This window comes from Arthrobacter sp. SAFR-044 (genome assembly GCF_059414985.1).
Map to the genome: position 1 here is coordinate 286,924 of NZ_JBPFDN010000002.1, position 22,405 is coordinate 309,328.

General features: G+C 62.8%; 21 protein-coding genes. 1 reads left to right on the forward strand and 20 read right to left on the reverse strand.

Annotated features, from left to right (window positions below):
* Positions 1–287 precede the first annotated feature (287 nt).
* From rpsQ to rpsJ, 11 genes are read right to left on the reverse strand one after another with little or no spacing between them, the layout of a single operon-like run.
* Positions 288–593, reverse strand: coding sequence for a 30S ribosomal protein S17 (gene rpsQ / locus ACR65J_RS04055; protein WP_018760451.1), 306 nt, complete (start codon positions 591–593; stop codon positions 288–290).
* Positions 590–919: a 50S ribosomal protein L29 gene (gene rpmC / locus ACR65J_RS04060; protein WP_018760452.1), complete on the reverse strand. Its 330-nt coding sequence runs from the start codon at positions 917–919 to the stop codon at positions 590–592. The genes rpsQ and rpmC overlap by 4 nt, the downstream gene beginning before the upstream one ends.
* A gap of 2 nt (positions 920–921) precedes the next feature.
* A complete protein-coding gene (gene rplP / locus ACR65J_RS04065; protein WP_015937848.1) occupies positions 922–1,338 on the reverse strand; it encodes a 50S ribosomal protein L16 in 417 nt (138 codons plus the stop codon).
* Positions 1,339–2,169, reverse strand: a complete 831-nt coding sequence (gene rpsC, locus ACR65J_RS04070) for a 30S ribosomal protein S3 (protein WP_440166298.1) — start codon at positions 2,167–2,169, stop codon at positions 1,339–1,341.
* Positions 2,170–2,535, reverse strand: a complete 366-nt coding sequence (gene rplV / locus ACR65J_RS04075; protein ID WP_009358304.1) for a 50S ribosomal protein L22 — start codon at positions 2,533–2,535, stop codon at positions 2,170–2,172.
* A 38-nt stretch (positions 2,536–2,573) separates the two neighbouring features.
* The gene (gene rpsS, locus ACR65J_RS04080; RefSeq protein ID WP_003803803.1) at positions 2,574–2,855 is read right to left on the reverse strand and encodes a 30S ribosomal protein S19; all 282 of its coding nucleotides are present in this window, start codon (positions 2,853–2,855) and stop codon (positions 2,574–2,576) included.
* 12 nt (positions 2,856–2,867) lie between these two features.
* Positions 2,868–3,707, reverse strand: a complete 840-nt coding sequence (gene rplB, locus ACR65J_RS04085) for a 50S ribosomal protein L2 (RefSeq protein WP_026264302.1) — start codon at positions 3,705–3,707, stop codon at positions 2,868–2,870.
* Between the two features lie 29 nt (positions 3,708–3,736).
* Positions 3,737–4,042 carry a 50S ribosomal protein L23 gene (rplW, locus tag ACR65J_RS04090; RefSeq protein ID WP_011692807.1) on the reverse strand — a complete coding sequence of 102 codons (306 nt, stop codon included), beginning with the start codon at positions 4,040–4,042 and terminating at the stop codon, positions 3,737–3,739.
* Positions 4,039–4,659, reverse strand: coding sequence for a 50S ribosomal protein L4 (gene rplD / locus ACR65J_RS04095; RefSeq protein ID WP_440166300.1), 621 nt, complete (start codon positions 4,657–4,659; stop codon positions 4,039–4,041). The genes rplW and rplD overlap by 4 nt, the downstream gene beginning before the upstream one ends.
* A 4-nt stretch (positions 4,660–4,663) precedes the next feature.
* Positions 4,664–5,314: a 50S ribosomal protein L3 gene (gene rplC, locus ACR65J_RS04100; RefSeq protein WP_307425018.1), complete on the reverse strand. Its 651-nt coding sequence runs from the start codon at positions 5,312–5,314 to the stop codon at positions 4,664–4,666.
* A 17-nt stretch (positions 5,315–5,331) separates the two neighbouring features.
* Positions 5,332–5,640 carry a 30S ribosomal protein S10 gene (rpsJ, locus tag ACR65J_RS04105; protein WP_003803825.1) on the reverse strand — a complete coding sequence of 103 codons (309 nt, stop codon included), beginning with the start codon at positions 5,638–5,640 and terminating at the stop codon, positions 5,332–5,334.
* A 396-nt stretch (positions 5,641–6,036) separates the two neighbouring features.
* Between rpsJ and ACR65J_RS04110 the strand changes: the two genes are divergently transcribed.
* The gene (locus ACR65J_RS04110) at positions 6,037–7,473 is read left to right on the forward strand and encodes a GH1 family beta-glucosidase (RefSeq protein ID WP_440166302.1); all 1,437 of its coding nucleotides are present in this window, start codon (positions 6,037–6,039) and stop codon (positions 7,471–7,473) included.
* A gap of 33 nt (positions 7,474–7,506) precedes the next feature.
* On the opposite strand, the gene ACR65J_RS04115 is transcribed toward ACR65J_RS04110, so the two are convergent.
* The 9 genes from ACR65J_RS04115 to ACR65J_RS04155 all read right to left on the reverse strand — a co-directional run bounded on the left by ACR65J_RS04115 (position 7,507) and on the right by ACR65J_RS04155 (position 22,403).
* Positions 7,507–8,757 (reverse strand): Nramp family divalent metal transporter, encoded by a 1,251-nt coding sequence (locus ACR65J_RS04115; protein WP_440166304.1) that lies wholly within the window; start codon positions 8,755–8,757, stop codon positions 7,507–7,509.
* Positions 8,758–8,864: 107 nt separating this feature from the next.
* Complete coding sequence (locus ACR65J_RS04120) at positions 8,865–8,990, reverse strand: hypothetical protein (RefSeq protein ID WP_440166306.1); 126 nt, start codon at positions 8,988–8,990, stop codon at positions 8,865–8,867.
* 166 nt (positions 8,991–9,156) lie between these two features.
* Positions 9,157–10,347 (reverse strand): elongation factor Tu, encoded by a 1,191-nt coding sequence (gene tuf, locus ACR65J_RS04125; RefSeq protein ID WP_018760460.1) that lies wholly within the window; start codon positions 10,345–10,347, stop codon positions 9,157–9,159.
* A gap of 256 nt (positions 10,348–10,603) precedes the next feature.
* A complete protein-coding gene (gene fusA / locus ACR65J_RS04130; RefSeq protein ID WP_440166308.1) occupies positions 10,604–12,718 on the reverse strand; it encodes an elongation factor G in 2,115 nt (704 codons plus the stop codon).
* A 69-nt stretch (positions 12,719–12,787) separates the two neighbouring features.
* A complete protein-coding gene (gene rpsG, locus ACR65J_RS04135; RefSeq protein ID WP_003803829.1) occupies positions 12,788–13,258 on the reverse strand; it encodes a 30S ribosomal protein S7 in 471 nt (156 codons plus the stop codon).
* Between the two features lies 1 nt (position 13,259).
* Complete coding sequence (gene rpsL / locus ACR65J_RS04140; protein WP_009358312.1) at positions 13,260–13,634, reverse strand: 30S ribosomal protein S12; 375 nt, start codon at positions 13,632–13,634, stop codon at positions 13,260–13,262.
* Positions 13,635–14,083: 449 nt separating this feature from the next.
* Positions 14,084–17,983: a DNA-directed RNA polymerase subunit beta' gene (locus ACR65J_RS04145; RefSeq protein WP_440166310.1), complete on the reverse strand. Its 3,900-nt coding sequence runs from the start codon at positions 17,981–17,983 to the stop codon at positions 14,084–14,086.
* Between the two features lie 104 nt (positions 17,984–18,087).
* On the reverse strand, positions 18,088–21,597 hold the full coding sequence (gene rpoB, locus ACR65J_RS04150) for a DNA-directed RNA polymerase subunit beta (protein ID WP_387557584.1): 3,510 nt from the start codon (positions 21,595–21,597) through the stop codon (positions 18,088–18,090).
* Between the two features lie 311 nt (positions 21,598–21,908).
* Positions 21,909–22,403: a hypothetical protein gene (locus ACR65J_RS04155; RefSeq protein ID WP_440166312.1), complete on the reverse strand. Its 495-nt coding sequence runs from the start codon at positions 22,401–22,403 to the stop codon at positions 21,909–21,911.
* Positions 22,404–22,405 lie beyond the last annotated feature (2 nt).

Consider the following 22,405-nt stretch of genomic DNA (forward strand, 5'->3'; position numbering starts at 1 on the left):
CCCCCGCTCACATATGGCCCCTGTTCCGCCAACGCCCGCTCACTCTCTTGAAAACAGTGATGGGGCGTCGCCGAAAAAGCGGTGATAAGTGATGGGGCGTTTAGGCGGGACGGACGACGGCGTCACGCAGGGCAGTCTTTCGACCCGCCCAGGGTGCCGCTCCCCCGCCAGGCCACGGCATCGCCGTCGTCCGTTAGGGTGAAACGCTGCCTGGCGTGACGCCCGCGTTAAGCGAGGAAGCCCCCGCTCCCGGAAGGGAACAGGGGCTTCCAGCGAAGCAGCAGGTGCTACTTGGCCTTTTCGAGGATTTCCACGAGCCGCCAGTTCTTGGTGGCGGACAGCGGACGGGTCTCGGCGATGACAACGAGGTCGCCGATGCCGGCGGTGTTCTCTTCGTCGTGTGCCTTGACCTTGGAGGTACGGCGGATGACCTTGCCGTACAGGGCGTGCTTTACGCGGTCCTCAACCTCGACAACGATGGTCTTTTCCATCTTGTCGGAGACCACGTAGCCGCGACGCGTCTTGCGGTAACCGCGCTCCCCAGCCTTGGCGGCGGTAGCAGTTTCCGTCACGTTCTCGTCCTTTTCACTCACTTGGCATCCTCCTCGGTCTCAACCGTTTCAGCCTTTTCGGCCTTCTTGGTTGCAGCCTTCTTGGACTTCTTTTCTTCCTTGGCTTCCACAACCGGTGCGGCAACCTCGGCACGAATGCCCAGCTCGCGTTCGCGGAGAACGGTGTAGATGCGCGCAATGTCCTTCTTTACTGCACGCAGGCGGCCGTGGTTCTCCAGCTGACCGGTGGCGGACTGGAAACGCAGGTTGAACAGCTCTTCCTTGGCCTTGCGGAGTTCTTCAACGAGACGCTCGTTGTCGAAACCGTCCAGCTGTGCGGGAGCCAGATCCTTGGATCCTACTGCCATTTCTACTCACCACCTTCGCGACGCACAATGCGTGCCTTCAACGGCAGCTTGTGGATCGCCAGGCGCAGGGCCTCGCGAGCTACCTCTTCATTGACACCGGAGAGTTCGAAGAGAACCCGACCCGGCTTGACGTTGGCGACCCACCATTCCGGTGAACCCTTACCGGAACCCATGCGGGTTTCGGCCGGCTTCTTGGTCAGCGGACGGTCCGGGTAGATGTTGATCCAGACCTTGCCGCCACGCTTGATGTGGCGGGTCATGGCGATACGAGCGGACTCGATCTGGCGGTTGGTGACGTATGCCGGGCTCAGAGCCTGGATACCCCACTCGCCGAACGAAACCTCGGTGCCGCCCGTAGCAGCGCCGGAACGACCCGGGTGGTGCTGCTTACGGTGCTTTACTCGACGTGGGATAAGCATTTAAGCCTGTCCTCCTTCTACAGCGGCCGGAGCCGCCTCAGCTGCCGGAGCTTCAGCAGCAGGAGCTGCGTCAGCGGCCGGGCGGTCGTTGCGACGACGGCGGTCACCACGGTCAGCGCCACCCGGGCGGCCGCCACGATCGGACCGGGGTCCACGGGACGGTGCGGCAGCAGCCTGTGCGGCCAGTTCCTTCGCGGTGACGTCACCCTTGTAGATCCAGACCTTCACACCGATGCGGCCGAAGGTGGTCTTGGCTTCGTAGAAGCCGTAGTCGATGTTCGCGCGGAGGGTGTGAAGGGGCACACGGCCTTCGCGGTAGAACTCCGAGCGGGACATTTCAGCGCCACCCAGGCGGCCCGAGCAGGCGATACGGATGCCCTTGGCACCTGCACGCTGTGCGGACTGCATGGCCTTCTTCATCGCACGGCGGAATGCCACGCGTGAAGTCAGCTGCTCTGCAACGCCCTGGGCCACAAGCTGGGCTTCCATCTCGGGGTTCTTGACCTCGAGGATGTTCAGCTGGACCTGCTTGCCGGTGAGCTTTTCGAGCTCGCCGCGGATGCGGTCTGCTTCAGCTCCACGGCGGCCGATGACGATGCCGGGACGTGCCGTGTGGATGTCCACGCGGACGCGGTCACGGGTGCGCTCGATCTCGACCTTGGCGATGCCGGCGCGCTCCATGCCCGTGGACATGAGCTGGCGGATGCGGATGTCTTCGCGAACGAAGTCCTTGTACCGCTGTCCGGCCTTGGTGCTGTCAGCGAACCAGTGCGATACGTGATCGGTGGTGATGCCGAGTCGGAACCCGTGCGGGTTTACTTTCTGTCCCACTTAGCGAGCCTCCTCTTTCTCCGGGGTAGCGACTACCACGGTGATGTGGCTGGTGCGCTTCTTGATCTGAAATGCACGACCCTGGGCACGCGGCTGGAACCGCTTCATGGTCGGGCCTTCATCAACAAACGCTTCGCTGATGATGAGGTCGCCTTCGTCAAACGCCACGCCGTCGCGGTCCGCGAGGACCCGGGCGTTGGAGATTGCTGACTGAACTACCTTGAATACCGGCTCCGAAGCTGCCTGCGGGGCAAACTTCAGAATTGCCAGAGCCTCATTCGCTTGCAATCCACGAACAAGGTTGACGACGCGCCGGGCCTTCATAGGCGTTACGCGGATGTGGCGCGCAATTGCCTTGGCTTCCATTGCTTTCCTTCTCTCGTCTTTGACGTAAACGCAGGCGCCTAGCGGCGCTTGCCCTTACGGTCGTCCTTGACATGGCCGCGGAATGTCCGCGTGGGAGCGAATTCGCCGAGCTTGTGCCCGACCATCGACTCAGTGACAAACACCGGGATGTGCTTGCGTCCGTCGTGTACGGCGATCGTGTGTCCGAGCATGTCGGGGATGATCATCGAACGGCGGGACCAGGTCTTGATGACGTTCTTGGTGCCCTTTTCGTTTTCCCTGGCTACCTTCACAAAGAGGTGCTGGTCAACGAAAGGACCTTTTTTCAGGCTGCGTGGCATGTGTCCAGGCTCCTATCGCTTGTTCTTGCCAGTACGACGGCGACGCACAATAAGCTTGTCGCTCTCTTTGTTGGGGCGGCGGGTGCGGCCTTCACGCTTACCGTTCGGGTTGACGGGGTTACGTCCACCGGACGTCTTACCCTCACCACCACCGTGCGGGTGGTCAACCGGGTTCATGGCGACACCACGGACGGTCGGGCGGACGCCCTTCCACCGCATACGGCCGGCCTTGCCCCAGTTGATGTTCGACTGCTCGGCGTTGCCCACCTCGCCGACGGTTGCGCGGCAGCGCACGTCAACGTTGCGGATTTCGCCGGAAGGCAGACGCAGCTGGGCGAAGCGGCCTTCCTTGGCAACAAGCTGGATGGATGCGCCGGCGGAACGGCCCATCTTGGCGCCGCCACCGGGACGCAGTTCAACTGCGTGGATGACAGTACCCACCGGGATGTTGAGCAGGGGCAGGTTGTTACCGGGCTTGATGTCAGCACCGGCACCGGCCTCAACTACGTCGCCCTGGGAGAGCTTGTTGGGAGCGATGATGTAACGCTTGGTGCCATCAACGTAGTGCAGGAGGGCGATGCGAGCCGTGCGGTTCGGATCGTACTCGATTTCGGCAACGCGGGCGTTGACGCCGTCCTTGTCGTGGCGACGGAAGTCGATCAGACGGTACTGGCGCTTGTGTCCGCCACCCTTGTGACGGGTGGTGATCTTACCGGTGTTGTTACGGCCGCCCTTTTTGGGCAGCGGACGTACCAACGACTTTTCCGGCGTCGACCGCGTGATTTCGATAAAGTCCGCTACGCTCGAGCCACGACGGCCCGGGGTAGTCGGCTTGTACTTACGGATTCCCATAATTTATTTCCTCGTTAAAGTGGTCTCCGCTACGCGAGCGGACCGCCGAAGATGTCGATGGTGCCTTCTTTGAGGGTGACAATCGCACGCTTGGTGTTCTTGCGGGTACCCCATCCGAATTTGGTGCGCTTGCGCTTACCGGCACGGTTGATGGTGTTGATCGATTCGACCTTGACGGAGAAGATCTTCTCCACGGCCAGCTTGATCTCGGTCTTGTTCGAACGGGGGTCCACCAGGAAGGTGTACTTGCCCTCGTCGATCAGGCCGTAGCTCTTTTCCGACACGACGGGTGCAAGCACGACGTCGCGGGGATCCTTGATGGTGGCTGCACTCACTTGGCATCCTCCTCGTTCTTAGCTGCCTTAGCGGCAACGAATGCGTCGTAAGCAGCCTTGGTGAAGACAACGTCATCAGAGACGAGAACGTCGTAGGTGTTCAGCTGGTCTGCGTACAGAACGTGAACGCCGGCGAGGTTGCGCACGGACAGTGCAGCAACGTCGTTATCGCGCTCGATGACGACCAGCAGGTTCTTGCGGTCGGAAACACCGCGGAGCGTTGCCAGGGCAGTCTTGGCGGACGGCTTGGTGCCTTCAACCAGTTCTGCGACAACGTGGATGCGACCGTTGCGGGCCCGGTCAGACAGTGCGCCGCGCAGTGCAGCAGCAATCATCTTCTTGGGGGTGCGCTGGCTGTAGTCACGCGGGGTGGGACCGTGGACAACGCCACCGCCGGTCATGTGGGGAGCACGGATGGAACCCTGACGGGCGCGGCCGGTGCCCTTCTGCTTGAACGGCTTGCGTCCTGCACCGGAAACTTCAGCGCGGGTCTTGGTCTTGTGGGTTCCCTGGCGGGCAGCAGCGAGCTGGGCAACGACAACCTGGTGCAGCAGCGGCACGTTGGTCTGAACGTCGAAGATCTCTGCAGGCAGGTCAACCTGGACAGTGTTAGCCATTGAACTAGGCTCCCTTCACGGCGGTGCGTACGAAGACGACCTGGCCACGGGCACCGGGAACGGCACCCTTGATAAGGAGCAGCGACTTCTCGACGTCGACCGCGTGAACGGTGAGGTTCAGCGTGGTGTGACGAACGGCGCCCATGCGGCCGGCCATTTTCATGCCCTTGAAGACGCGGCTCGGGGTGGATGCGCCACCGATTGAACCGGGCTTACGGTGGTTCTTGTGGGCACCGTGGGAAGCGCCAACGCCGTGGAAGCCGTGACGCTTCATGACACCGGCGAAGCCCTTACCCTTGGTGGTCCCGACGACGTCGATCTTCTGGCCGGCTTCGAAGAGCTCCACGGAGAGCTCCTGGCCCAGCTCGTACTCGGCAGCATCTGCGGTACGAAGTTCGACGACGTGGCGGCGAGGCGTGACGCCTGCCTTTTCAAAGTGACCAGCCAGCGGCTTGGTGACCTTGCGGGGATCGATCTGGCCGTAGCCGATCTGAACGGCGACGTAGCCATCAACTTCTGCGTTGCGCAGCTGGGTGATGACGTTCGAGTCTGCCTGGACCACAGTGACGGGGATGAGCTTGTTGTTCTCGTCCCAGACCTGGGTCATGCCGAGCTTCGTGCCCAGCAGGCCCTTTACGTTACGGGTTGCGGTCATAGTCTCTCAGCACCTCCCTACAGCTTGATTTCGATGTTCACGTCAGCCGGCAGGTCGAGACGCATGAGCGAGTCAACAGCCTTCGGCGTGGGATCGATGATGTCGATAAGACGCTTGTGTGTGCGCATTTCAAAGTGCTCGCGGCTGTCCTTGTACTTGTGCGGAGAGCGGATAACGCAGTACACGTTCTTCTCCGTCGGCAGCGGCACGGGGCCAACTACCGTTGCGCCTGCGCGCGTGACCGTCTCAACGATCTTCCGTGCTGAAACGTCAATGACCTCGTGGTCGTATGACTTCAGCCGGATGCGGATTTTTTGTCCCGCCATGTCGCCTGACTCTCTTTCAGTCTGTGCTTCCCCGGTTTAGGGCTGCCCTGTTCACTTACTCGTTGTATGGCTGCCGAAGCATTTGAGGTCGTAACCACCATCCGCCGCACAAACTGAATCCGGATAAATCCGGGTTCCTCACCTTGCCGGCGCAACCGACCCCCGCGGTCGGGCGTGTCGCGCTGAACACGCATACAAATCCGCAATTCCATTGGGGTGGGTTATGTTTGGTCTTCAACTTGGACCCTGCACCCGGCATTATCCGGATCGGGACGCGAAGAAGCGCTTGAACAACTCATCTAGTATGCCGGAAAAGCCCCGCAGATGCGAATTGGCCCCTGTCCGTCCCCCTCACGGACCATTGCAGCGAAAAGAAACGGGCTGGATGATAGGGGGATGACCCTGGAAGGCACTGAATCGGTGACGGAACTGGCCGGGCGCGTGCCGCCGTCGTTCACTCTGGGCGTCGCCGCCGCGGCGTTCCAAATCGAAGGCGCGCTGACAGCCGGTGGCCGCGGACCCTCAGGGTGGGACGCTTTTGCGGAGAAGCCCGGCGCCATCCTGGACGGGCACTCCCCCGCAGTGGCGTGCGACCACTACAACCGGCTGCCGGAGGATATTGCGCTGCTCAAGGAGTTGGGCGTCGACTCCTACCGGTTCTCGCTTTCCTGGCCGCGCATCCAGCCCGACGGCCGGGGCGGTTTGAACGCCGAAGGCCTGGACTTCTACGACCGCCTCATCGACCAGCTCCTCGACGCCGGCATTTCCCCCATGGCCACCCTCTACCACTGGGACACCCCCTTGCCGCTGGAACACCGTGGCGGCTGGCTGAACCGCGACACTGCCGAAAGGTTCGGCGAGTACGCCCGAGCCGCCGGTGAGCGGTTCGGGGACCGGGTGGACCAGTGGGTCACCCTCAATGAGCCCGTGTCGGTCACCCTTAACGGATACGCACTGGGGGTCCATGCGCCGGGGCGCCGGTTGATGTTCGATGCCCTTCCCGCCATCCACCACCAGCTCCTGGCGCACGGGCTGGGCGTGCAGGCACTGCGGGCGGCCGGAGTGGCGGGCGGCGTTGGCCTGACCAACCTGCACTCCCCCGTCAGGCCCGCCACCCGGAAGATCGGCGACCGACTCGTGGCGCACCTCTACGACCTCCTCATGAACAGGCTCTACGCTGATCCCGTCCTGCTGGGGCGGTACCCAAAACTGCCCGTGTACGCCAAGCCCTGGCTGCGATCAATCGGCAAGATATCCGATGCCGATCTGAGGACCATCCACCAGCCCCTCGACTTCTACGGGCTCAACTACTACTTTCCGGTGAAGGTGGCCCTGGGGCCAGGCATCACCCCCATGCCTGCGGACATGCACAAGGAAATAGCCAAGCTGCCTTTCCACGAAGTGGGTTACCCCGAGTACGGCAGCACGGGCTTCGGGTGGCCCGTGGCACCGGAGCACCTGGGCGTCCTGCTGCAGGAAATGCGGGACCGGTACGGACAGGCCCTCCCGCCGATGTACATCACCGAGGGCGGCGCGAGCTTCCCTGAGCCCGACAGGGTTTCAGAGACGCTGGAGGACACGGACCGGGTGGAGTACCTGGCTGCGCACCTTGGAACGGCACTTGAGGCCATTGCGCCGGGCGGCATAGCGGAGGGCGTGGACCTGCGCGGCTACTACGTCTGGACGCTCATGGACAACTTCGAGTGGGCCGCAGGTTACTCGCAACGTTTCGGGCTGGTGCATGTGGACTTCGACTCGCTGGAGCGGACCCCGAAGCGGTCCTTCTACTGGTACCAGGCGCTGTCCCGGGCGCGGCGCCAGCGCCAGGACTAGCCGGCCGTTTCCCTGCCTGTGGCCACTGGCAGGTCACTGGTGCCCCAGGACAGTGAGGAAGATCAGCACGCAGTTCAGCCCGACGATCAGGGTGGCGCTGGTCCAGCCGGCGAACCGGAGCGCCTTCGAGTCCGCGTGGATGCCCATCACCTTGCGGCTGCCAGTGAGGCGGATCAGCGGGATGAGCGCAAACGGTATGCCGAAACTCAGGAGCACCTGGCTGAGGACCAGGGCCAACGTAGGTTCGATGCCTGCGCCCAGGACCAACAGGGCGGGGATCAAGGTGATGGTGCGGCGGATCAGCAGCGGAATCCTCACCTTCAGGAGGCCGCCCATGATGGTGGCCCCCGCGTAGCACCCTACCGAGGTGGAGGCCAGGCCCGAGGCCAGCAGTCCCACAGCGAATACGACGCCGATGACCGGCCCCAGTGCCGACGTCACGGCAGCGTGCGCACCAGCGATGGTGTCGGTCCCCTCCACCCCGCGGAGGCTGGTGGCGGCAAGCAACAGCATGGCAATATTAACGATTCCGGCCAGCAGCAGGGCTCCGGCGACATCAAACCGGGTAGCCCGGATTAACCGCGTCCTGACCGCCGGATCTTCCGAGAAACCGTGCCGGTCCCGGGCCAGGGCGGAGTGGAGATAGATCGCGTGCGGCATGACAGTGGCACCAAGCATGCTGGCCGCGAGCAGGACGGTGTCGGTTCCCTCGAACCGCGGCACGAGGCCGGCAAAGGCACCACCCGGATCGGGCGGCGCGACGAACAGGCCCGAGACAAACCCGACGGCGATGACGCCGAGCAGGGTCAGAATGGCGAGCTCAAAGGACTTCTGGCTCCGGTGCGACTGCAGCGACAGCAGCACCATGGACGCCAGGCCGATGATGAACCCGCCCGTCAGCAGTGGCAAACCGAACAACAGGTTGAGCGCCACGGCCCCGCCAATGACTTCCGCCATATCCGTGGCCCCGGCAACGACCTCAGCCTGCACCCAGTAGGCACGGCGCCGCCCGGTTCCCAGGCGTTTGCCGAGGATTTCCGGCAGGCTCATTCCCGTGGCCAGACCCAGCTTGGCTGACTGGTACTGGATCAGGACGGCCATGCCATTCGCTGCCACCAAAACCCAGACGAGCAGGTACCCGAAATTCGCCCCGGCAGTCAGGTTCGCCGCCACGTTTCCCGGGTCCACGTACGCGATGGCGGCAACGAAGGCCGGCCCGAGCAGCAGAAGGCGGGACCAGACTCTGGTGGTGGCGGATTCCGCCGCCAATGTTGAAACAGCCATCACGTGTCCTCGTCGTTGCGGGCATCAATAAGACGAGGATACCGCCAATTTAGGCATACCGAAAAGTAGGAATAAGGCGTGCCAGCAACCGGAGCTGCAACTGCCTGCTATTGGTTCCTGTTTGCCCTGTTGATCCGCTTGGCCCGGTCAATCTCGTGCCGGAAATTCCTTTTGACCCAGAACACCCCGGCCACGACGGCCACCGCGATGATCAGGAAGATAAGCCATCCCATGATGATCTCCTTTCAGTGCTGCAACAGTATCAGTGGCCCCCTCCAGGCAGCAGGTGCAGAGTCCGGCTAAAAAGGGGCAAAAGGAAAGCCCCGCTGCTTGAAGCAGCGGGGCTTTCGTTCGGATTCAGCGCGGGCCGGGGCCCGACGGATCCTTGATCAGCAAGTACTACTTGATGATCTTGGTAACGCGCCCCGAACCAACGGTGCGGCCGCCTTCGCGGATAGCGAAGCCGAGGCCCTCTTCCATAGCGATGGGCTGGATGAGCGCAACGGTCATCTCAGTGTTGTCGCCAGGCATAACCATTTCCGTGCCCTCGGGCAGGGTGATAACGCCGGTTACGTCCGTGGTACGGAAGTAGAACTGCGGGCGGTAGTTGGAGTAGAACGGGTTGTGACGTCCGCCTTCGTCCTTGGAGAGGATGTAGACGTTGGCCTCGAAGTCGGTGTGCGGGGTGATGGAACCCGGCTTGACGACAACCTGGCCACGCTCGACATCGTCGCGCTTCAGACCGCGGAGCAGCAGGCCACAGTTCTCGCCGGCCCATGCTTCGTCGAGCTGCTTGTGGAACATCTCGATACCGGTAACCGTGGTCTTCTGGACCGGGCGGATGCCGACGATCTCGACCTCGGAGTTGATGGCGAGGGTTCCACGCTCGGCGCGGCCCGTAACAACGGTGCCACGGCCGGTGATGGTGAAGACGTCTTCGATCGGCATCAGGAACGGCTTGTCACGGTCACGTACGGGGTCCGGAACGGACTCGTCGACAGCAGCCATCAGGTCCTCAACGGACTTGACCCACTCGGGGTCGCCTTCCAGGGCCTTCAGGCCTGAAACGCGGACAACCGGAGCGTTGTCGCCATCGAAGCCCTGCGAGCTGAGGAGCTCACGAACTTCCATTTCGACGAGGTCGAGGAGTTCCTCGTCGTCGACCATGTCAGCCTTGTTCAGCGCGACCAGCAGGTAGGGAACACCAACCTGGCGGGCCAGCAGAACGTGCTCGCGGGTCTGAGCCATCGGGCCGTCAGTAGCGGCAACCACGAGGATTGCGCCGTCCATCTGGGCAGCACCGGTGATCATGTTCTTGATGTAGTCAGCGTGGCCGGGGGCGTCAACGTGTGCGTAGTGACGCTTCTCGGTCTGGTACTCCACGTGGGAGATGTTGATGGTAATGCCGCGCTGACGCTCTTCGGGTGCAGAGTCGATCGACGCGAAGTCACGCTTCTCGTTGAGAGTCGGGTACTTGTCGTACAGCACCTTGGAAATGGCGGCCGTCAGCGTCGTCTTACCGTGGTCAACGTGACCGATGGTGCCGATGTTGACGTGCGGCTTAGTCCGCTCGAACTTTGCCTTTGCCACAGGTTCCTCCTAGAACGTTTTCAAATGACATACCCTCCTGCCGCTCTTGTCGCGGCAGAAACTCAGGTAAGTCTACTTGGGGGGCTTTGGATTGGTGAAATTGCAGATTCAGGAACTAATACTAATCCCCTGAGCCTGTTCGTGCAGGGGCCGGAATCCGGCCGGATGGGTCCGGCCGGCCCGGCCACCTGCACCGGCCACGCTGTCCGCTGGCAGACAGCGCAACCGAGGTGTTCGCTTCGAAAGTCCGGAAGGACTACTCGCCGCGGGACTTCTGGATGATCTCGTCGGCAACTGCCTTCGGGACCTCGGCGTAGCTGTTGAACGTCATGGAGTACACAGCACGGCCCTGGGTCTTCGAGCGCAGGTCACCGATGTAGCCGAACATGCCGGACAGCGGAACGTGCGCACGGATGACCTTGACGCCCTGTGCATCTTCCATGGACTGCATCTGGCCACGGCGGGAGTTGAGGTCACCGATAACTTCACCCATGTATTCCTCAGGGGTGCGGACCTCGACATCCATCAGCGGTTCGAGCAGCACCGGGTTCGCCTTGCGTGCAGCTTCCTTGAAAGCCATCCGGCCGGCGATCTTGAACGCCATTTCCGAGGAGTCAACATCGTGGTACGCGCCGTCGATCAGCGTGGCCTTGATGCCAACAACCGGGTAGCCGGCCAGGACGCCGTCGTTCAGTGCATCCTGGATGCCCGCGTCAACAGACGGGATGTACTCGCGGGGAACGCGGCCACCAGTGACCTTGTTCTCGAACTCGTACAGCTCGCCCTCGGCGGTGTCCAGCGGTTCGATGGCGATCTGGATCTTTGCGAACTGACCCGAACCACCGGTCTGCTTCTTGTGCGTGTAGTCGTGGCGTTCGACGGCGCGCTTGATGGTTTCGCGGTAAGCAACCTGGGGCTTGCCCACGTTGGCCTCAACCTTGAACTCGCGGCGCATGCGGTCCACCAGGATGTCCAGGTGGAGCTCGCCCATGCCGGCGATGATGGTCTGGCCGGTGTCTTCGTTGAGGGACACCTGGAAGGTGGGGTCCTCAGCGGAGAGCTTCTGGATGGCGGTGGAGAGCTTCTCCTGGTCACCCTTGGTGTTCGGCTCGATGGCAACCGAGATCACGGGCTCCGGGAAGCTCATGGACTCGAGCACAATCTGGTTGTTGGCATCGCACAGAGTGTCACCCGTGGTGGTGTCCTTCAGGCCGATGGCTGCGTAGATGTGGCCTGCGGTAGCGCCCTCAACGGGCATTTCCTTGTTGGCGTGCATCTGGAACAGCTTGCCGATGCGCTCCTTCTTGCCCTTGGTGGAGTTGACCACCTGGGCGCCTGCTTCCACGTGACCGGAGTACACGCGGATGAAGGTGAGCTGGCCGAAGAACGGGTGGGCAGCAATCTTGAACGCCAGGGCCGAGAACGGCTCTTCGGCGGAAGGCGCGCGGGTCAGTTCCTTCTCTTCGTCGCGAGGATCGTGACCGACCATCGGGGGGACGTCGAGCGGGTTCGGCAGGTAGTCCACCACTGCGTCGAGCATGGGCTGAACGCCGCGGTTCTTGAAGGCAGAACCGCAGAAGATCGGGTAGAGCTCGGAGTTGATGGTCATCTTGCGGATGCCGGCCTTGAGCTCGTCGATCGAGATCTCTTCACCCTCGAGGTACTTCTCCATGAGTTCTTCGGAGGACTCAGCGACGGTCTCAACGAGGTTCGCGCGGTATTCCTCAGCCTTTTCCTGAAGGTCAGCCGGGATCTCGCGGATCTCGTACTTGGCACCCATGGTGACGTCACCCTTGGCATCGCCGGGCCACACCAGGGCACGCATGTAGAGCAGGTCGACGACGCCGATGAAGTCGTTCTCAGCACCGATGGGCAGCTGCATGACCAGCGGCTTGGCGCCGAGGCGGCTGATGATGGTGTCTACGGTGAAGTAGAAGTCAGCACCGAGCTTGTCCATCTTGTTGACGAAGCAGATACGCGGGACGTTGTACTTGTCAGCCTGGCGCCATACGGTCTCGGACTGCGGCTCAACGCCTTCCTTGCCGTCGAAGACGGCGACTGCACCGTCGAGGACGCGCAGGGAGCGCTCAACCTCAACCGTGAAGTCCACGTGGCCCGGGGTGTCGATGATGTTGATCTGGTTGTTTTCCCAGAAGCAGGTCACGGCGGCAGACGTGATGGTGATGCCGCGTTCCTTTTCCTGTTCCATCCAGTCAGTGGTCGAAGCGCCGTCGTGCGTTTCGCCGATCTTGTGGTTCACACCCGTGTAGAACAGGATGCGCTCGGTGGTGGTGGTCTTGCCGGCATCGATGTGGGCCATGATGCCGATGTTGCGGACCTTACTAAGGTCAGTAAGCACGTCCTGTGCCACGGGGTCTCCTTTTGGGATGGACTACACGTTCGCCGCCGGCTCGGTTGAGCCGGCGGCGACCGGGGAGTATTACCAGCGGTAGTGTGCGAAGGCCTTGTTGGATTCGGCCATCTTGTGGGTGTCTTCGCGACGCTTCACAGCGGCACCGAGACCGTTGGACGCATCCAGGATTTCGTTCTGGAGACGTTCGGTCATCGTCTTTTCGCGGCGGGCCTTGGAGTAGCCAACCAGCCACCGCAGGGCGAGTGCGGTGGAGCGGCCCGGCTTGACCTCAACCGGAACCTGGTAGGTGGCGCCACCGACACGGCGGGAGCGGACCTCGAGGGAAGGCTTGACGTTGTCCATGGCCTTCTTCAGGGCTGCAACGGGGTCGCCGCCGGACTTGGCGCGTGCGCCTTCGAGTGCACCGTAGACAATGCGCTCTGCCGTGGACTTCTTACCGTCAACGAGTACCTTGTTGATGAGCTGGGTTACCAGCGGGGAACCGTATACCGGATCCGAAACGAGCGGCCGCTTGGGGGCCGGACCCTTGCGAGGCATATTACTTCTTCTCCATCTTTGCGCCGTAGCGGCTGCGGGCCTGCTTACGGTTCTTCACACCCTGGGTATCGAGGGCGCCACGGACGATCTTGTAGCGGACACCCGGGAGGTCCTTAACACGACCACCGCGAACGAGCACAATGGAGTGCTCCTGCAGGTTGTGGCCAACACCGGGGATGTAGGCGGTAACTTCCACGCCGCCGTTGAGGCGCACACGTGCCACCTTACGCAGAGCCGAGTTCGGCTTCTTCGGGGTGGTGGTGTAGACGCGGGTGCAAACACCGCGGCGCATGGGGCTGCCCTTAAGCGCGGGAGCCTTGGTCTTTGAGACCTTAGGCGTGCGGCCCTTACGGACCAGCTGGTTAATCGTAGGCACTCTCGTGTTCTCCGTTTTATCCGGAGTGGCTGTTTCCGGCCACTCTCCTGTTGCGTTGCCCCGCCGCCCGGGCCCTGAAGGGAATCTCCATGGCGGCGAAGGCGAAGCCTTAATAGTCGGATCGCACACCGGCACGGAACGTACATTCCTGCAGTTCCCTAGGCATGCAAAAATGTGGCATACGTTGCACAAGAACCCTGCAAACCGGAAACGTCGCTCTGGTCCAGCTTTTCAGCTGATACCGGCGCACTCATCCACTGCCACAATAACAATTGGTAACAAGTCTAGCACGGACGGGCTCCATGCCTTAATCGGGGCCTCTCCCCCGGTCGATTGCTCCGTACTTGTCGTTATGGGCCACCAGAACGACAAGTACGGAGCAATCGATGTTTAAACGGGGATGGTCCCCCACCTTTCGGTGCGGGACCATCCGTCGTCAGGCTTACGCGTCAGCGGAAGTCGTTGCCCAGGTCGTAGTCATCCAGCGGGATGGCGTGGAACTCGGGAGCTCCGTCACCGCCCAGGGTGTCGTACGAGAAGTCACTGAATGCGCTGGGGCCGGTGAACAGGTTGGCCTTTGCTTCCTCAGTGGGCTCCACGGTGACCTCGGTGTAGCGCGGGAGGCCCGTGCCGGCCGGGATCAGCTTACCGATGATGACGTTTTCCTTCAGGCCGAGCAGCGGATCGCTCTTGCCTTCCATGGCCGCCTGCGTCAGGACGCGGGTGGTCTCCTGGAAGGAAGCTGCGGACAGCCAGGACTCGGTGGCCAGCGACGCCTTGGTGATGCCCATGAGTTCAGGACGTCCGGAAGCCGGAGTCTTGCCCTCGGACACAACGCGGCGGTTGGCGTCCTCGAAGCGGCTGCGCTCGGCGAGCTCGCCGGGCAGCAGGTCCGATTCGCCGGACTCGATGACCGTGACGCGGCGCAGCATCTGGCGGACGATAACCTCGACGTGCTTGTCGTGGATACCAATACCCTGGCTGCGGTACACGCCCTGCACTTCGTCCACAAGGAACTTCTGTGCCGCACGCGGACCCATGATGCGCAGGACCTGCTTGGGGTCGACCGGGCCGTTGATCAGCTTCTGGCCAACGGAGACATGGTCGCCGTCTTCGATCAGCAGGCGTGAACGGCGGAGGACCGGGTAGGCGATCTCTTCCGTTCCGTCATCCGGGGTGATGACCAGGCGCATCTGGCGCTCGGACTCTTCGATGGTGATGCGGCCGGCTGCTTCAGCAATCGGGGCAACACCCTTCGGAGTACGGGCTTCGAAGAGCTCCTGGATACGGGGCAGACCCTGGGTGATGTCGTCGCCACCGCCTGCGGAAACAGCACCACCGGTGTGGAACGTACGCATGGTCAGCTGGGTACCGGGTTCACCGATGGACTGTGCGGCGATGATGCCCACGGCCTCGCCGATGTCCACGGTCTTGCCGGTGGCCAGCGAACGGCCGTAGCACAGGGCGCAGGTACCGACGCTGGACTCACAGGTGAGTACGGAGCGGACCTTGACCTCGGTGATGCCTGCCTTGAAGAGCTCGTCGATGACCACGTCGCCGCAGTCGGTGCCGGCGGCTGCGAGGACGTTGCCCTCGGAGTCCACGACGTCGACAGCGAGGGTACGTGCGTAGGCGCTGTTCTCGACGTTCTCGTCCAGGACGAGCTCACCGTTGGAATCGGCGACGGCGATGGGCGTGACCAGGCCGCGCTCGGTGCCGCAGTCCTCTTCACGGACGATGACGTCCTGCGAAACGTCCACCAGACGACGGGTCAGGTAACCCGAGTTGGCGGTACGCAGCGCGGTATCGGCCAGACCCTTACGGGCACCGTGCGTGGCGATGAAGTACTCCAGCACTGACAGGCCCTCACGGTAGGAGGACTTGATGGGGCGCGGGATGATTTCACCCTTCGGGTTGGCCACCAGGCCACGGATACCCGCGATCTGGCGGACCTGCATCCAGTTACCACGTGCACCGGAGGACACCATGCGGTTGATGGTGTTCATCGGGGACAGGCTCTCACGCATCACGGAAGCGATGTCGTTGGTTGCCTTGTTCCAGATCTCGATCAGTTCCTGGCGGCGCTCGTCGTCGTCGATCAGGCCCTTGTCGTACTGGCCCTGGATCTTGGCGGCGCGCTCCTCGTAACCGGCAAGGATTTGCGGCTTGGCAGCCGGAACCTCGATGTCGGAGATGGCGACGGTGACGCCTGAACGGGTGGCCCAGTAGAAACCGGCATCCTTCAGGTTGTCCAGCGTTGCCGCGGTAACAACCTTGGGGTAGCGCTCGGCGAGGTCGTTAACGATCCGGGACAGTTCGCCCTTGTCGGCAACGGCTTCAACCCACGGGTAGTCCTCGGGCAGGGTCTGGTTGAACACAACCTGGCCCAGGGAGGTCTGGACGAGCGCCGGCTGGCCGGGCTCCCAACCTTCCGGAGCTTCCCAACCGGCGTAGGGGACGAACCCTTCAAGCCGGATCTTGACCTGCGAGTTCAGGTGCAGCTCGCGTGCATCGAACGCCATGATGGCTTCCGATACGGAAGAGAAGATCCTGCCTTCGCCGGCTGAACCCTTCCGCTTGGTGGTCAGGTGGTACAGGCCGATGATCATATCCTGCGAAGGCAGGGTGACCGGGCGTCCGTCAGAGGGCTTCAGGATGTTGTTCGAGGACAGCATCAGGATCCGGGCTTCGGCCTGGGCTTCGGGGCTCAGCGGCAGGTGGACTGCCATCTGGTCGCCGTCGAAGTCGGCGTTGAACGCGCCACAAACCAGCGGGTGCAGCTGGATTGCCTTGCCTTCAACAAGCTGCGGCTCGAACGCCTGGATGCCCAGGCGGTGCAGGGTAGGTGCACGGTTGAGCAGCACCGGGTGTTCGGTGATGATCTCTTCGAGCACGTCCCAGACCTGCGGGCGGTAGCGCTCCACCATCCGCTTGGCCGACTTGATGTTCTGGGCGTGGTTGAGGTCAACCAAGCGCTTCATCACGAACGGCTTGAAGAGCTCCAGGGCCATCTGCTTGGGCAGGCCGCACTGGTGCAGCTTCAGCTGCGGGCCGACGACGATGACCGAACGGCCGGAGTAGTCGACGCGCTTGCCGAGGAGGTTCTGGCGGAAACGGCCCTGCTTGCCCTTGAGCATGTCGCTCAGGGACTTCAGCGGACGGTTGCCAGGTCCGGTGACCGGGCGGCCGCGGCGGCCGTTGTCGAAGAGGCTGTCAACAGCTTCCTGAAGCATGCGCTTCTCGTTGTTGACGATGATCTCCGGAGCACCCAGGTCAAGCAGGCGCTTGAGGCGGTTGTTGCGGTTGATCACGCGGCGGTACAGGTCGTTGAGGTCGGAGGTCGCGAAGCGGCCACCGTCCAGCTGGACCATGGGGCGCAGTTCCGGCGGGATCACCGGGACGGCGTCGAGGACCATGCCAAGCGGGCTGTTGTTCGTGGTCAGGAATGCGTTGACCACCTTCAGGCGCTTGAGGGCGCGGGTCTTGCGCTGGCCCTTGCCGTTGGCGATGATGTCGCGCAGCAGGTCGGACTCCGCCTGCATGTCGAAGTTCTCGAGGCGCTTCTTGATGGCCTCGGCACCCATGGAGCCTTCGAAGTACATGCCGTAGCGGTCCCGCAGCTCGCGGTACAGGCCCTCGTCACCTTCGAGGTCGGCGACCTTCAGGTTCTTGAAGCGGTCCCAGACCTGCTCGAGGCGCTCGATGTCGGCGTCGGCACGCTTGCGCACGTTGGCCATCTGGCGGTCGGCGGAGTCGCGGGCCTTCTTCTTGTCGGCAGCTTTGGCGCCTTCGCCCTCGAGGCGTGCGATTTCGCCTTCAAGGTCGCGGGCAATCGCGGCGATGTCGCCGTCGCGGTTGTCGATCAGCTGCTTCTTCTCGATGTCGTGCTCAACCTGCAGGTTGGGCAGTTCCTCGTGGCGGGCAGCCTCGTCGACGCTGGTGATCATGTAGGCAGCGAAGTAGATGACCTTTTCGAGGTCCTTCGGGGCCAGGTCAAGGAGGTAGCCCAGGCGGGACGGAACACCCTTGAAGTACCAGATGTGCGTGACCGGGGCGGCCAGCTCGATGTGGCCCATGCGCTCACGGCGGACCTTGGCGCGGGTGACTTCAACGCCACAGCGCTCACAGATGATGCCCTTGAAGCGCACGCGCTTGTACTTGCCGCAGTAGCATTCCCAGTCGCGGGACGGGCCGAAGATCTTCTCGCAGAAGAGGCCGTCCTTCTCGGGCTTGAGCGTGCGGTAGTTGATGGTTTCCGGCTTCTTAACCTCGCCGTACGACCAGCCGCGGATGTCTTCCGCGGTGGCGAGGCCGATCTGCATGAGGCCGAAGGAGGATTCGCTGGACATATGGTCCCTGTTCTCTCTTGTTCTCTAAATTCTGAAGTCTTGGTGCGGGATGAGGGAGGGGGCGTTCGACGGCGGGTGCGCACCCGCCGTCGAACGCTTACCTGCTAAACCTCTTCTACGGAGCTGGGCTCTGCGCGAGACAGATCGATGCCCAGTTCTTCCGCAGCCGTGAAGACTGCGTCATCAGAGTCACGCATTTCAATTGTGGTTCCGTCCGTGGAAAGAACTTCCACGTTCAGGCACAGCGACTGCATTTCCTTGATCAAGACCTTGAAGGATTCGGGAACCCCCGGCTCGGGGATGTTCTCGCCCTTGACGATCGCTTCGTAGACCTTCACACGACCGTGGATGTCATCGGACTTGATCGTGAGGAGTTCCTGGAGGGTGTAGGCGGCGCCGTAAGCTTCGAGCGCCCACACTTCCATTTCACCGAAGCGCTGGCCACCGAACTGTGCCTTACCACCCAGCGGCTGCTGCGTGATCATGGAGTACGGGCCGGTGGAGCGTGCGTGGATCTTGTCGTCCACCAGGTGGTGGAGCTTCAGGATGTACATGTAGCCGACCGAGATCGGATCCGGGAACGGCTCGCCGGAGCGGCCGTCAAACAGGCGGGTCTTGCCCGAGGAGTTGATCAGGCGGTCACCGTCGCGGGTCACGTTGGTGGAATCCAGCAGGCCCGTGATTTCCTCTTCGCGGGCGCCGTCGAACACCGGCGTTGCAACAGTGGTGGGACCACTCTCGCGCGGCAGGTTGGGCAGCTGCTTGACCCACTCGGGCTCGCCTTCGATCTTCCAACCGGTCTTGGCAACCCAGCCGAGGTGCGTTTCGAGCACCTGGCCCACGTTCATTCGGCCCGGAACACCCAGCGGGTTCAGGACGATGTCAACGGGCGTGCCGTCGGCAAGGAAGGGCATGTCCTCGATCGGGAGGATCTTGGAGATAACACCCTTGTTGCCGTGGCGGCCGGCGAGCTTGTCGCCGTCGGTGATCTTGCGCTTGGCGGCCACGTAGACGCGGACCAGCTGGTTCACGCCCGGGGGCAGCTCGTCGTCGTTGTCGCGGTCGAAGACGCGCACGCCGATGACGGTGCCGGACTCGCCGTGGGGAACCTTCAGGGAGGTGTCACGCACTTCGCGGGACTTCTCACCGAAGATGGCGCGCAGCAGGCGCTCTTCCGGGGTCAGCTCGGTTTCACCCTTCGGGGTGACCTTTCCGACCAGGATGTCCCCTGCTTCAACCTCGGCACCGATGTGGATGATGCCGCGCTCGTCCAGGCCGGCCAGGACTTCCTCGGACACGTTGGGGATGTCACGGGTGATTTCCTCGGCACCAAGCTTGGTGTCGCGGGCATCGATCTCGTGCTCCTCGATGTGGATGGAGGAAAGGACGTCCTCGGCAACGATGCGCTGCGAGAGGATGATGGCGTCCTCGAAGTTGTGGCCTTCCCATGACATGAATGCCACGAGCAGGTTCTTGCCCAGTGCGAGCTCACCCTGGTCCGTTGCCGGGCCGTCGGCGATGATGCCGCCAACTTCCAGGCGCTGGCCTTCGTTGACCAGGACGCGGTGGTTGTAGCAGTTGCCCTGGTTGGAGCGGGCGAACTTGTTGATGCGGTAGTTGGTCTCGGTGCCGTCGTCGTTGAGCATGATGACGAGTTCGGCGGAAACCTCGGTGACCACACCGGCCTTCTTGGCGATGACAACGTCACCGGCGTCGACGGCGGCGGCGCGCTCCATGCCGGTGCCCACGAACGGGGCCTCGGAACGGACCAGCGGCACAGCCTGGCGCTGCATGTTGGCACCCATGAGTGCGCGGTTTGCGTCGTCGTGCTCCAGGAACGGGATCAGGGCGGTAGCCACGGAAACCATCTGGCGCGGGGAAACGTCCATGAACTCGACGTCCTCGGCCGGAACCAGGACGGGCTCGCCTCCACCACCGCGGGCACGGACCAGGACGGTCTCTTCGGCGAACTTCTTGTTCTCGTCCAGCGGGGCGTTGGCCTGGGCGATCAGGACCTCGGCCTCGTCGTCGGCCGTCAGGTACTGGACGTCGTCGGACACGACGCCGTCCTTGACCAGGCGGTACGGGGTCTCGATGAAACCGAACGGGTTGATACGTCCGTAGGAAGCCAGCGAACCGATGAGGCCAATGTTCGGGCCTTCAGGGGTTTCGATGGGGCACATGCGTCCGTAGTGGGACGGGTGCACGTCACGGACTTCCATGCCGGCGCGGTCACGGGACAGACCACCGGGGCCAAGGGCCGACAGGCGGCGCTTGTGGGTCAGGCCCGAGAGCGGGTTGTTCTGGTCCATGAACTGCGACAGCTGGGAGGTTCCGAAGAACTCCTTGATGGCTGCAACCACAGGGCGGATGTTGATCAGGGTCTGCGGCGTGATGGCCTCGACGTCCTGGGTGGTCATACGCTCGCGAACAACGCGCTCCATGCGGGACAGGCCGGTGCGGACCTGGTTCTCGATGAGCTCGCCGACGGCGCGGATGCGGCGGTTGCCGAAGTGGTCGATGTCATCGATTTCGACGCGCAGGTCCACTTCCTGGCCATCGCGGGTGCCCTTGATGGTCTTCTCGCCGGCGTGCAGCGCGACCAGGAACTTGATCATGGCCACGATGTCTTCAACATGCAGGACCGAAGCTTCCTTGTCGCCAAGGGAGCGGTCGATGCCCAGCTTCCGGTTGATCTTGTAGCGGCCAACCTTGGCCAGATCGTAGCGCTTGGAGTTGAAGTACAGGTTGTCCAGCAGCGACTGGGCAGCCTCGACGGTGGGCGGCTCGCCCGGACGCAGCTTGCGGTAGATGTCCAGCAGGGCGTCTTCGCGGGTTTCGGTGGCGTCCTTCTCCAGGGTTGCCCGCATGGAGTCGTACTGGCCGAACTCTTCGAGGATCTGGCCTTCGGTCCAGCCCAGGGCCTTCAGCAGGACGGTGACGGACTGCTTGCGCTTGCGGTCGAGGCGGACGCCGACCTGGTCGCGCTTGTCGATCTCGAGCTCGAACCATGCACCGCGGGACGGGATGATCTTGGCGGTGAAGATGTCCTTGTCGCTGGTCTTGTCGGCGGCGCGCTCGAAGTAGGCGCCCGGCGAACGGACCAGCTGGGAGACGACGACACGCTCGGTGCCGTTGACGACGAAGGTGCCCTTCTCGGTCATCAGCGGGAAGTCACCCATGAACACGGTCTGCTGCTTGATTTCGCCCGTGTTGTTGTTCATGAACTCGGCCTTGACGTACAGCGGAGCCGAGTACGTTGCGTCCCGGTCCTTGCACTCGGCCATGGTGTACTTGGGGTCAGCGAACTCCGGATCGGAGAAGCTCAGGGACATGGTGCCCTGGAAGTCCTCGATCGGGGAGATCTCTTCGAAGATGTCCGACAGGCCGGACGTGGTGGCGACGCTGAGATCGTTTTCTTCGACAGCCTTTGCCACGCGTGCCTGCCAGCGCTCATTGCCGACCAGCCAGTCAAAGCTGTCTGTCTGCAGGGCAAGCAGATTCGGAACGTCAAGGGGTTCGTGAATCTTTGCGAATGAGAGCCGGCGAGTGGCACCATCAGTGCTGTCGGCAGTGTTAGCGGTTTCGTTATTAGAGGTGCTCGAGGCGACCAAGAGGGATCCTTCCACAGACCTTCAGGCGTTTTCAGATCTCCCCCGCTGTGCACCCTGCGGAGTGACTCCGCAGCGCTACCATCCGGTTCCGCTATATGACCCGGGGCCTGGACTGACTATGCTGTGACCGTTGTTACGGCACGTTGATTGCCAGCTGCCAGGCAAAGCCCACCGCTATATGAAGGCTGAAGGTAAACAGGGAAGACGCAAATATCTACGATACGGCAAAACAACCTACATGTCTACCCCACATCCCGCCGGAATGCAAGCACCTTGTTTCGGGCCTCGGTACGCGAGGAGGCTGGCCGGCCTCAGAGCCGCAGCGTAACGCCCTCCGCCGTGCAGGTTCCGGCGTTTGCGAACACGGCATCCCGCACCGCGTCCTGGGATTCCTGGGACGGCCTGCCCCCGGATCCCGCCGCCGAGGAGTGGTCGATGGCCAACAGGCTCAGCGACGTGAACAGCCCCCGCAGGTCTCCGGAGACCGTATCCTTCGCGTCCTGGGCCTTTGAGTAGATGTCCTCGTAGCCCTTGGAGTCGGTGGGGGAAACCGCGGCGTAGGCCGCCACCAGCTTGTTGAACAGTTCGCAGGCCCCCCTGGTTCCGCCCGCCCCAGCCGCTGCACCGGTACTTCCCGGCCCGGTGGAGGCAGCAGGGCTGCCGGCTTCCGGCCCATGGACCGAGGTCGACGGCGGTCCCGCTGGCTGGGTGGATTCCGCCGGCGCGGGTGCTGACACCGAGCAGCCCGCCAGTGTGCCGCCCATCAGTGCCACGGCGATGGCCGCCGCAGAAAGCTCCTTCTTCACGA